This is a genomic window from Bacillus australimaris (genome assembly GCF_001307105.1).
Taxonomy (GTDB): domain Bacteria; phylum Bacillota; class Bacilli; order Bacillales; family Bacillaceae; genus Bacillus; species Bacillus australimaris.
The window spans coordinates 132,586-144,647 of sequence record NZ_LGYN01000026.1; the positions used below are offsets into that span (position 1 = coordinate 132,586).

General features: G+C 40.3%; 12 protein-coding genes. All 12 read right to left on the reverse strand.

Annotated features, from left to right (window positions below):
- Nucleotides 1–47: 47 nt before the first annotated feature.
- Nucleotides 48–365: a flagellar hook-basal body complex protein FliE gene (fliE, locus tag AKG37_RS12335; RefSeq protein WP_007499609.1), complete on the reverse strand. Its 318-nt coding sequence runs from the start codon at nucleotides 363–365 to the stop codon at nucleotides 48–50.
- Between the two features lie 11 nt (nucleotides 366–376).
- Nucleotides 377–829, reverse strand: coding sequence for a flagellar basal body rod protein FlgC (gene flgC, locus AKG37_RS12340; RefSeq protein WP_024424179.1), 453 nt, complete (start codon nucleotides 827–829; stop codon nucleotides 377–379).
- The gene (flgB, locus tag AKG37_RS12345; protein ID WP_060699084.1) at nucleotides 829–1,218 is read right to left on the reverse strand and encodes a flagellar basal body rod protein FlgB; all 390 of its coding nucleotides are present in this window, start codon (nucleotides 1,216–1,218) and stop codon (nucleotides 829–831) included. The genes flgC and flgB overlap by 1 nt, the downstream gene beginning before the upstream one ends.
- Before the next feature lie 288 nt (nucleotides 1,219–1,506).
- A complete protein-coding gene (gene codY / locus AKG37_RS12350; protein ID WP_060699085.1) occupies nucleotides 1,507–2,286 on the reverse strand; it encodes a GTP-sensing pleiotropic transcriptional regulator CodY in 780 nt (259 codons plus the stop codon).
- 34 nt (nucleotides 2,287–2,320) lie between these two features.
- Nucleotides 2,321–3,721 carry an HslU--HslV peptidase ATPase subunit gene (gene hslU / locus AKG37_RS12355; RefSeq protein WP_060699086.1) on the reverse strand — a complete coding sequence of 467 codons (1,401 nt, stop codon included), beginning with the start codon at nucleotides 3,719–3,721 and terminating at the stop codon, nucleotides 2,321–2,323.
- Between the two features lie 16 nt (nucleotides 3,722–3,737).
- Nucleotides 3,738–4,283, reverse strand: a complete 546-nt coding sequence (gene hslV, locus AKG37_RS12360; protein ID WP_060699087.1) for an ATP-dependent protease subunit HslV — start codon at nucleotides 4,281–4,283, stop codon at nucleotides 3,738–3,740.
- A gap of 14 nt (nucleotides 4,284–4,297) precedes the next feature.
- Nucleotides 4,298–5,215, reverse strand: a complete 918-nt coding sequence (gene xerC, locus AKG37_RS12365) for a tyrosine recombinase XerC (protein WP_060699088.1) — start codon at nucleotides 5,213–5,215, stop codon at nucleotides 4,298–4,300.
- Between the two features lie 62 nt (nucleotides 5,216–5,277).
- On the reverse strand, nucleotides 5,278–6,585 hold the full coding sequence (trmFO, locus tag AKG37_RS12370) for an FADH(2)-oxidizing methylenetetrahydrofolate--tRNA-(uracil(54)-C(5))-methyltransferase TrmFO (RefSeq protein WP_149865091.1): 1,308 nt from the start codon (nucleotides 6,583–6,585) through the stop codon (nucleotides 5,278–5,280).
- Nucleotides 6,586–6,652: 67 nt separating this feature from the next.
- Nucleotides 6,653–8,728, reverse strand: coding sequence for a type I DNA topoisomerase (topA, locus tag AKG37_RS12375; protein WP_060699090.1), 2,076 nt, complete (start codon nucleotides 8,726–8,728; stop codon nucleotides 6,653–6,655).
- Nucleotides 8,729–8,921: 193 nt separating this feature from the next.
- Nucleotides 8,922–9,824 carry a DNA-processing protein DprA gene (dprA, locus tag AKG37_RS12380; RefSeq protein ID WP_060699091.1) on the reverse strand — a complete coding sequence of 301 codons (903 nt, stop codon included), beginning with the start codon at nucleotides 9,822–9,824 and terminating at the stop codon, nucleotides 8,922–8,924.
- Nucleotides 9,825–9,887: 63 nt separating this feature from the next.
- Nucleotides 9,888–10,790, reverse strand: coding sequence for a succinate--CoA ligase subunit alpha (gene sucD, locus AKG37_RS12385; protein ID WP_007499624.1), 903 nt, complete (start codon nucleotides 10,788–10,790; stop codon nucleotides 9,888–9,890).
- 22 nt (nucleotides 10,791–10,812) lie between these two features.
- Nucleotides 10,813–11,973: an ADP-forming succinate--CoA ligase subunit beta gene (gene sucC, locus AKG37_RS12390; RefSeq protein WP_024426972.1), complete on the reverse strand. Its 1,161-nt coding sequence runs from the start codon at nucleotides 11,971–11,973 to the stop codon at nucleotides 10,813–10,815.
- Between the last annotated feature and the right edge of the window lie 89 nt (nucleotides 11,974–12,062).

Consider the following 12,062-nt stretch of genomic DNA (forward strand, 5'->3'; position numbering starts at 1 on the left):
TAACCCCCGGTCATTCCATTCAGTCTTTTTTTGTCCGTCAGCACCTCCTACATCTGCATTCTCATAATCTCTTGATACGCTTCGACTGCTTTATTTCGAAACTCTGTCGCAGCTGTGAGTGTCACACTCGCTTTCTGCGAGGCAATCATGACTTCATCGAGATTGACATCTTTTCCCTGTGCAAGCGCATTTGTATACTGGTCTGATTTCAGCTGTGATTGATTTAATGCCTCAATGGAGTTCTTCAGCACATCAGAGAAATTCGTTTGACTTTTAGGTGCAGCCGCCTGAACGGACGATGCATTCGTCAATTCACTTGCTTGCTGAGCGGTTTGAAGCTGGAAAGGAGATATTGCGTTAACCAATTCTTTTCACCTTACTTTCCTATTTCTAAAGCTTTCATCAACATGCTTTTATTCGCATTTAGAGCCGTCACGTTTGCTTCATATGATCTGGAGCTGCTGATGAGGTCGACCATTTCTTTTAAAGGATCGACATTTGGTGTCTGAACATATCCATTTTCATTGGCATCGGGATTTGTAGGATCATATTGAAGGTTGAATGGAGTTTCGTCTTCTGTAATCTTTGTTACTTTGACGCCGTTTCCTAATTTGCCGCTCGAATTCATGCTTGAGTTCAATATAGATGAAAATGATTCACCTGACGGCTGTAATGTGACGAGTTTACGTCTATAAGGCTCCCAGTTGCCGTCAACCTGTTTAGCTCTTGTTGTATCCATATTAGCAAGGTTTGAGGATACAACGTCCATTCTGAGCCTCTGTGCTGTTAATGCTGAGGCCGAAGCGTTCACTCCTGAAAAAATCGACATCACTTACCTCCTGTCAAAACTGTTTTAAGAGAATTGAATTTCCCGCTCATTCTTTCCACCAACGCATTATACTGAATTTGGTTTTTAGCGAGTTCACTCATCTCTTGATCAATATCGACATTATTTCCGTTTTCTTGATATGAAGTACGGTTGCTCGAAACAACTGAATAATTAGACCCTTTTTTCGAAAAATCAATGTGACCTTGGTATGTTTTTTTAGCATCTAATCTCATCGAAGCGTCATTTAGCATGTCGTGGAATGCGACGTTTTTAGACTTGTAGTTCGGTGTGTCTATATTCGCGATATTATTGCTTATGACTTTTTGCTTAACATTCGCTCTGCCCAAGGCATTCTCAAGGTTGCTTATCGTTCCAGAAAATATATCCAAAACCATATACCTCCAATCATATGTATTTCATTCCATTTAATCATGTCGAGATTTGTAAAACCATATGTTCATTGTAAGAAATAATAGGATTAAAGTCTATGATGTAAATGTAAAAAAAACTCGTAATATATATCTATTTTACGAATAGGTATAAAGACCTAGATTCAAAGAACTACAGAATTGTAAGGGGTTTCTTGGAAAAAAGAGTGACATTTTTCGGACAAATCCTCATTTTTTCACATAAAAAAACCCTTTTCAGCATTTATTTCGGCTAAAAAGGGTTTTTGATTAATGAGATTTTAAATTTTCAAGTTCAATTAAAAATTTGTTGTTTAACACTTTGATGTATGTTCCCTTCATTCCAAGAGAACGTGATTCGATCACGCCTGCACTTTCTAACTTACGTAAGGCGTTCACGATCACTGAACGAGTAATCCCTACACGATCTGCAATTTTACTTGCAACAAGAAGTCCTTCATTACCATCGAGCTCTTCAAAAATGTGCTCAATCGCTTCAAGCTCACTGTATGAAAGAGAGCTAATCGCCATTTGGACAACCGCTTTACTTCTTGCTTCTTCTTCAATTTCCTCTGCTTTCTCACGCAGAATCTCCATCCCAACAACTGTTGCTCCGTATTCGGCAAGAATTAAATCATCATCTGTGAATGTATCTTGCAAGCGGGACAGGATTAACGTTCCCAAACGATCTCCTCCGCCGATAATTGGAACAATTGTTGTTAAACCTGATTGGAATAAGTCAACATTCTCAATCGGGAATGCTGTATATTCACTGTTAATATCAAGGTTTGAAGACGTTTCAGGGACGTTGAATAAGCTCTTTGTATATTCTTCCGGGAACTGACGATCTTCAAGCATTTTTTTCATACGTGCATTTTCGATCTGCTGATTAATGGAGTAGCCAAGAAGCTTCCCTCTTCTGCTTAATACGAAAATGTTTGAATCAATGACATCTCTCAATGTTTCTGCCATTTCTTTGAAATTAACTGGTTTCCCCGCTGCATCTTGCAGCATTGAGTTAATAATTCTTGTTTTTTGTAGTAACGCCATAATAATGATCCTCCTAGATTACTTTATTCATTTGTTAAAGTATAAATTGACTTAAATCTTTGTTATTTGCAATCTTTCCTAGCTTCTCTTCTACATACTGAGGGGTAATGGTCACTGTCTCCATTGTAATATCAGGCGCCTCAAATGAAAGCTCTTCAAGCAGCTTCTCAAGTATGGTATGAAGCCTTCTTGCACCGATGTTATCTGTCTCCTGATTGACATGATAAGCCACTTCGGCAATCTTATGAATAGCATCGTCAGAAAATTCAAGAGATATACCTTCCGTTTCAAGTAAAGCTTTATATTGCTTTAATAACGCGTTATCTGGTTCCGTTAAGATTTTCACAAAGTCTTCTATACTTAATTTATCTAATTCTACACGGATTGGGAAGCGCCCCTGGAGCTCTGGAATCAAATCTGATGGTTTCGCCATATGAAATGCACCTGCTGCAACAAACAGCACATGATCTGTTTTCACTGCACCATATTTCGTCATCACAGTTGAACCTTCTACAATCGGTAAAATATCACGCTGAACCCCTTCACGAGAAACATCTGCAGATGATGCACCACCGCTTTTAGCGATTTTGTCGATTTCATCGATAAAAATAATTCCTTGCTGCTCTGCTTTGTAGACGGCTTCCTGACTGACTTCATCCATATCAATCAGTTTTGAAGCTTCCTCAGCCGTCAGCGCCTTTCTTGCTTCTCTAACAGTCAGCTTTCTGCGTTTTTTCTTTTTAGGCATGAGATTGCCAAGCGCATCCTGCATGTTCATACCCATTTGCTCCATACCCGAGCCTTGAAGCATATCAAACATGGAAGGCTGCTGTTCTTCAACTTCGATCGTGACGTAGTGATCTTCAAGTTCTCCCATAGCCAGCTGATGAGCGATTCGTTTTCTTGTTGATTCAAGTTCCACTTCTTCATTTGAATGTTCTCGATCACGGTCATCTTCATCAGAGGCACCAAACAGCATCTCAAAAGGATTTTTCACAGACTGGCTTTTTTTCTTACCAGGAACAAGTAAATGAACAAGACGTTTATTTGCTTGTTTTTCTGCTTCTTCTTGAACATCTATCATCTTTTCTTCTTTGACCAGTCTAATCGCTGTTTCAACTAAATCTCTGACCATCGACTCTACGTCACGGCCGACATAACCCACTTCAGTAAACTTCGTCGCTTCCACTTTAATAAATGGCGCACCAGAAATTCGTGCAATTCTGCGGGCAATCTCTGTTTTCCCCACACCCGTTGGGCCAATCATTAATATGTTTTTAGGAACGACTTCATCCTTTAGCTTATCATGTAAAAGACTTCTTCTGTAACGGTTTCTTAAAGCCACCGCCACTGCTTTTTTCGCATCAAGCTGACCAATAATGTATTGATCAAGCTTTTCAACTATCTCTCTTGGGGTGAACGGCTTTTTCTCCATACGTCTCATGTCCTTTCTATTCAAGCTCTTCTAAAGTGATTTGATCGTTCGTGTAGACACAGATTTCTCCGGCCGTTTCTAAAGCTGCCTTCGCAATGTCTCTCGCTGAGAGATGATCACCTGCATGGGTTTTGAGTGCTCTCCCGGCGCTAAGCGCATAATTACCGCCTGAGCCGATAGCTAAAATCCCATCATCTGGTTCGATGACCTCTCCTGTTCCGGAGACGAGAAGGATACTTTCTTTGTTCATGACGATGAGCATGGCCTCAAGCTGTCTAAGCATCTTGTCACTTCGCCATTCCTTCGCTAATTCGACGGCTGCCCGCTTTAAGTTACCACCATATTCTTCGAGTTTTGTTTCAAACTTTTCAAAGAGTGTAAATGCATCTGCTACTGAACCGGCAAAACCTGCAAGCACCTTGCCTCCGAAAAGACGGCGCACTTTTTTTGCTGTGTGTTTCATGACGACAGCCTGCCCGAAAGTGACTTGACCGTCGCCAGCCATTGCACTTTTTCCTTTATGTTGAACGGCAAAGATGGTTGTTGCATGAAATGATGACATGAAAAAACCTCCTTTTAGGATCGTTTAAAAGCCCTTGGATGATGAGACATGTACGTGTTTCTTAAAGAATCTTTTGATACATGCGTGTACACCTGTGTTGATGATAAATTTGAATGACCAAGAAGTTCTTGAACACTTCTCAAATCTGCGCCCTCGTTTAAGAGATGTGTGGCAAAGGTGTGCCTTAACATGTGAGGATGGATATGTAATGTGCCTGACGCCTTTTTCATTAATTCTGTGAGAATGAATCGAACACCTCGGTCTGTAAGAGGTGTCCCGCGCTGATTCAAAAACACATGTGCATCAGCACGGTCTTTCCCCTTCACTTTCAGCTTCTGCCTTCCATCCTCTAAATAAGTGATGAGCGCTTCATGAGCATATGACCCGAAAGGAACATATCGCTGCTTGCTGCCTTTCCCATGAACAAGCACTGTATCCATCGATAAATCAAGATCAGATTCTTTTAATGAACATAACTCACTGACCCTCATACCTGTTGCATAAAGAAGTTCTAAAATGGCTTGATTTCTTTGCCCAAGCGGTGTGCTGACATCAGAAACTGTAAAAAGCTCTTTTAGTTCCTCTTCATACAAAAATGAAGGAATTCGCTTATCCTGCTTTGGTAAGCTAACGAGTAAAAAAGGATTTTCTTTCACAAGCTGTTCTCTTAATAAAAATTTATAAAAGCTGCGAAGTGCAGAGACTTTCTTACTAATCGTTCTTCTTGTCAGGCCTTTTTCATATGCTTCTGTTAAATAAATTCTCGTATCTTGATAGGATACCTCTTCAAAACCGTCTATTCCTTGAATGTTCATGAATCTGACAAATTCTTCAATAGCTTCTGTATATCCTGAGATCGTCAAAGCTGAATAGTTTTTTTCAATTTGCAGATATTCAATGAATAAGTGGACAAGACGCTGTTTATTCATCATTTTTACACCTCTTTAAGGCTTTTAAATGGTATCACATATCTTGCTTTCCGTGCAATGTTTTACTATAGAGATTTCGAAATAGTTTGAATAGTTTCGATTGCGCGCTTAGCGTACTCTGCATAACGTTCTTGTTTATTTTTTATTCGAACACCTAGATCTTTCAGCAAACCAAAGTTCGCATTCATCGGCTGGAAGCTTTTCTTGTTTGTCGCCGTAATGTAATGAGCCATACTGCCAATCGCCGTTTCCTCTGGAAGTGTCACAAGCTCTTCTCCTTTGACAAAACGAGCGGCGTTAATGCCAGCTACTAGACCAGAAGCTGCGGACTCGACATAACCTTCAACACCTGTCATTTGTCCGGCAAAGAAAAGGTCATCTCTATTTTTAAACTGATACGTCGGTCTTAAAAGGCTTGGTGAGTTGATAAATGTATTACGGTGCATCACGCCGTAACGAACAATCTCTGCTTCTTCAAGACCTGGAATCAAACGGAATACTTCCTTTTGATCTCCCCACTTCAGATGTGTTTGGAAACCAACGATGTTATATAAAGTACCTGCTGCATCATCCTGTCTTAATTGAACAACAGCATAAGGTCTTTTTCCTGTTTTCGGATCTTCAAGCCCTACTGGCTTCATCGGACCAAACAGCATCGTTTTCTTTCCTCTTTTCGCCATGACTTCAATTGGCATACAGCCTTCAAAGAAGATTTCTTTTTCAAACTCTTTTAATGGCACAGTTTCAGCAGAAATTAACGCCTCATAAAAACGATCGAATTCTTCTTCTGTCATCGGACAGTTTAAATAAGCCGCTTCTCCTTTGTCATAGCGCGATTTCAAGTACACCTTATCCATATCAATGCTATCTTTCTCTAGAATAGGTGCTGCTGCATCGTAGAAATAGAGATACTCTTCTCCGGTTAACGATTTTAATTCTTTTGAAAGTGCTTCAGACGTCAGCGGACCAGTTGCGATAATTGTCGGACCTTCTGGAATGCTTTGCACTTCTTCTTGAAAGACAGTAACATTTGGATGATTTTTCACACGATCTGTCACATTTGCTGCAAATTCATGACGGTCTACTGCAAGTGCTCCGCCAGCAGGGACTGAGCTTTCATCTGCTGCTGCAATAATCGCTGAATCTAAATGACGCATTTCTTCCTTTAATACACCTACTGCATTCGTCAAAGCGTTCGCACGCAGTGAGTTGCTGCATACAAGCTCCGCGAATTTATCTGTGTGATGAGCCGGCGTTTGTTTAACAGGTCTCATTTCATACAAATTAACTTTAATTCCTCGTTTAGCGATTTGCCATGCCGCTTCACTTCCAGCTAAACCTGCTCCGATCACATTTACAAATTGACTCATTATACAACTCTCCTATTTTGTAAGTTCTGTTTGATGACATAAAAAAGCAGGTGAACAAGGCTGCTCACCGCTATTTTTGTTGTTCCTCTTTATAATCACAGTTCACACATTGAACTTGAACGCCTTTTTTCAGCTTTTTCTCTACAAGCATATTTTCGCATTTTGGACACTTTCTTTCAATTGGTTTGTCCCAAGAGACGAATTCACACTCTGGAAAGCGATCACAGCCGTAAAAAATGCGGCGTTTCTTCGATTTTCGTTCAACGATGTTTCCTTCATGACATGTCGGGCATTTAACACCGATATCTTTGACAATTGGTTTTGTGTTACGGCAGTCAGGAAAGTTAGAGCACGCCATGAATTTACCGTATCTCCCCATTTTGTACACCATCGGATGTCCGCACTCTTCACAATCAACACCTGCGTATTCGGGCTCAATCTCAACTTCTTGCATCTCTGCTTCTGCTTTTTCTACCCGTTTTGCAAAGTCTTGATAGAAGCTGTCGATAATACGAACCCATTCGATCGTTCCTTCTTCAACGCTATCAAGTTCTTTTTCCATTTTCGCTGTAAATTCAACGTTAATGATTTCTGGGAAGAATTCGATAATTAAGTTGAGTACAATCTCTCCAAGCTCTGTCGGAGTAAATCGTTTATTATCAAGTGCGACATAACCCCGCTTTTGAATCGTATCTAACGTTGGTGCATACGTAGACGGGCGGCCTATACCGAGCTCTTCAAGTGTTTTGACAAGTCTTGCCTCAGTGTAGCGCGGAGGCGGCTGTGTGAAGTGTTGTTCAGGTTCGATATCTTTAGAAAGAACCGTATCCCCTTCTTTCAGATCAGGAAGCATTTTATCCTTTTCCTCTAGCTGGTCATCCTTTCCTTCCACATAAACCTTCATAAACCCTGGGAATTTCACCTTACTACCATTAGCACGGAAAGTAAGACCATTATGATCAAGATCCACACTCATTGTATCAAGAACAGCCGGCGCCATTTGGCTTGCCACGAAGCGTTCCCAAATCAATTTGTACAGGCGAAGCTGATCACGGCTTAGCACGTGCTTGACATCTGCTGGTTTTCTCAATGTAGAAGTCGGCCGGATGGCTTCGTGAGCATCTTGTGCATTTTCATTCTTTTTGGCCGTTCGTTTTGTTGTATTTAAGAAATTCTTGCCGTACGTCTGATCAATGAAAGCAGATACTTCTTCAATCGCCGTATTGGAAATACGTGTTGAGTCAGTTCTCATATATGTAATGAGTCCGACTGTACCTTCTTTACCAAGATCAATCCCTTCATATAATTGCTGTGCAATCATCATCGTCTTTTTCGCACGGAAGTTTAATTTTCTTGCAGCCTCCTGCTGTAAAGTAGATGTCGTAAAAGGAACAGCTGGATTACGTTTACGCTCTTTTTTCGTTACTTTCTCTACAGAGAATTTGTTTCCTTTTAAGTTCGAAAGGATTTCTTTTACATCGTCTTTTGTTTTCAGTGGATGCTTTTTCCCGTTAAGGCCAAAGAAACTTGCTTCGAAGCTTTCTTTTCCTTTGAGGAATGTACCGTCAATTGTCCAGTATTCTTCTGGTTTAAATTCATTAATTTCATTCTCGCGATCAATAATGAGTCGGAGTGCAACTGATTGAACACGGCCGGCACTTAAGCCCTTTTTCACTTTCTTCCATAAAATCGGACTGATTTTATACCCAACGAGACGATCTAAGATTCGTCTTGCCTGCTGTGCATCAACTAAGTCCATATCGATCATACGAGGATGCTTAAAGGAATCTTTAATCGCATCTTTTGTAATCTCGTTAAAAACAACACGGCAGTCAGAAGAGAGGTCAAGGTCAAGGCTGTGTGCTAAATGCCAAGCAATCGCTTCTCCCTCTCTATCGGGGTCAGCCGCGAGAAAGACTTTCTTTGCTTTTTTCGCCGCTGTTTTTAACTCCTTTAAAACTGGGCCTTTCCCGCGAATCGTAATATATCTCGGTTCGAAATCATGCTCAGTGTCAACACCGAGCTGACTTTTCGGTAAATCCCTTACGTGTCCCATTGAAGCCTTTACTTTATACTTTTTTCCTAAATAACGCTCAATCGTTTTCGCCTTTGCTGGCGACTCAACGATGACTAAATAATCAGCCATACTCAAAATCCCCCTTAAGAGGTGTTCTCTCTTTATACATTTCACAATTCAAATTTATGTTAATTGCACCTATCTAACAGGCAATCGTTAAAAATTCTTTATGATGAACATCATTATAAACACGAAAAACAAAGTGTAAACTTAAATCCTCACTATTATTAAATATTCCTATGTCTTTTGTCAAACGATATTTTTATGAGAGTTCAGTATATTGAACGCTGCGGAACGAGAATTCCTCAAAAATATCCTTTGTTGAATGAACAAGCTTTGCTCCCTGCTGAATGAGTCTTGCAGGACCTGTGGAATTAGGATCAAAGATAGATCCAGCAACTGCAAATACCTCTTTACCTTGCTCAAGCGCTTGATAGGCTGTAATGAGAGAACCGCTCTTTTCTTTGCACTGAATCACAATGGTTCCTTTCGTCAATGCACTAATTAAACGATTTCTCATTGGAAAATGCCACTTTTCTGGTTTGACATATGGCGGATGTTCTGACAAAAGCAAATGATGCTCGCCCATGTATTGAGCCATTTGCACATGCTCTTTTGGGTATAAATGCTGAAAGCCGCCTGCTATAATGCCAATCGTTTTTCCTTTTTTCCTGATGCACTCTTTATGTGCAAGTCCATCGATTCCTTTAGCTAATCCACTGACAATCATCCAATCTTCCTTTACAAGCTCACCAACAATTTTCTTCACACATGCTTCTCCATAAGACGATGGAACTCGTGTGCCGACTACTCCTAAACTTTTTTCTTCATTTAAATATGATACGTTTCCTTTCAGGAATAACACAGGGGGAGGATCATAAATATTTTTTAGTGTACTGGGATATAAGGGTGATGTGATGGGAATCATGTGAATGTTTTGCTTTACATAGGCTTGAACGATGTGTTGAAAAATGGGGAATTCATTTTCTTCAGCTTGTTTTAAGCGGGTAAAGTCGATCGTTTGTAATGATCGATCCTGTTTAAAATGATGTGTTTCTTCATTTATATATAACTCAGGATCGACTTTCCACCATTTTGTTAACAAAGAGGGTGAGATGAGGCCTTTTAAGCGGTGAAAAATCATTCTTTCGGACACGTTGTACATACCATTCCTCCAGTTTAAGATAGAAAGAAGAAGACTTGTCAAAGAACAAGTCTTCTTGTGTCATTAATGCGTTTTACAAGCTTCGAAGAGATTCTTCTCTTTTAACACTTTAATTAACGTTTCTCCCATGACAGATGGTGTCTCTGCGACTTCAATGCCACATTCACGCATTGTTTTTACTTTTTCATCAGCTGTTCCTTTACCACCAGAAATAATGGCACCAGCATGTCCCATACGTTTTCCTGGAGGCGCTGTTTTACCGCCAATAAAGCCAACAACTGGTTTGGTCATATTTGCTTTTACCCATTCAGCTGCTTCTTCTTCAGCTGTACCGCCGATTTCACCAATCATAATCACAGCATGAGTTTCAGGGTCTTCATTGAATGCTTTTAGTACATCAATAAAGTTCGTCCCATTTACAGGGTCTCCGCCGATTCCTACAGCTGTCGATTGACCAACACCAGCTTCTGAAAGCTGATGTACCGCTTCATATGTAAGCGTTCCAGAACGAGAAACAACTCCTACATGACCTTTTTTATGAATGTAGCCAGGCATGATACCAATCTTACATTCTTCAGGTGTAATGACACCAGGGCAGTTTGGTCCAACAAGTCTTGTTTTCTTACCTTCCATGTAACGCTTCACTTTGACCATGTCCAGAACTGGAATATGTTCTGTGATACAAATGACGAGATCAACTTCTGCGTCAACAGCCTCTAAAATAGCATCTGCTGCAAATGGTGCTGGTACATAGATAACAGAAGCGTTCGCTCCAGTTGTCTGCACTGCTTCGGATACAGTATTAAATACAGGAACTCCTTCTACTTCGGTGCCACCTTTTCCAGGTGTAACACCGCCAACAATATTGGTTCCATACTCAATCATTTGTTTTGTATGGAACAATGCGGTTGAACCGGTAATCCCCTGAACAATTACTCTCGTATTTTTATTAATAAATACACTCATTTAGGTTCCCTGCCTTTCTGCTCTACTTGACTAAAGATACAATCTTTTCTGCCCCGTCAGCCATAGACTCAGCAGAAGTGATATTTAAGCCTGAATCACTCAGGATTTTCTTCCCTAATTCAACGTTTGTTCCTTCAAGACGAACAACAAGTGGTAATGTTAAGCCGACTTGTTTTGTCGCTTCAACAACACCTTCTGCAATCACATCACATTTCATGATGCCGCCAAAAATGTTCACGAAAATCCCTTTGACATTTTGATCAGATAAGATGATTTTAAATGCTTCCGTTACTTTTTCAGCTGTTGCACCGCCGCCAACATCTAGGAAGTTTGCAGGGTCCCCGCCGTAATGCTTGATGATATCCATTGTAGACATCGCAAGACCTGCTCCATTGACCATACAGCCAATATTTCCATCAAGAGAAATGTAGCTTAAGTCATATTTAGATGCTTCAATTTCTTTTGGATCCTCTTCATCAAGGTCACGGTATTCTAATATATCTTTTTGTCTATATAAGGCATTGCTATCAAAGTTTAATTTCGCATCAAGTGCCATGACTTTTCCATCGCCTGTTACAACAAGTGGATTAATCTCAGCAATTGAACAATCTTTTTCAATAAACGCATTGTAAAGGCTTGTCATAAACTTAACAGCTTGGCCAACTAATTTTGTTGGAATATTAATTTTAAACGCTACTTCTCTCGCCTGATAACCTTGCAAACCAATCGCTGGGTCGATGACCACTTTGACGATTTTTTCTGGCGTTTTTTCTGCTACTTCTTCAATTTCAGTACCGCCTTCTTCAGATGCCATCAATACAATTCTTGATGTCGCTCTGTCCAAAACTAGTCCAACATAGTACTCCTTTTGAATATCGCAGCCTTCTTCAATAAGTAAGCGTTTTATTTCGCGCCCTTCAGGCCCTGTTTGATGTGTGACAAGTGTCTTGCCGAGCAATTCCTCTGCAAACCCTTTCACTTCATCTTTTGTTTTTGCAATTTTTACCCCACCTGCTTTACCACGGCCGCCTGCATGAATCTGTGCTTTTACGACATATACAGAGCTCCCTAGCTCTTCTGATGCTTTCACTGCTTCATCAGGTGTAAATGCTACTTTACCATTTGGAACTGAAACCCCATATTTTCTTAGGATTTCTTTTCCTTGGTACTCATGGATATTCATTTCCCATCCTCCCAACATATGTAGAAACAAAAATTATAAAATAGACTGCGCTTTCATTTTAAAGAATAAAAAAGAGAATGTCTAGGGTT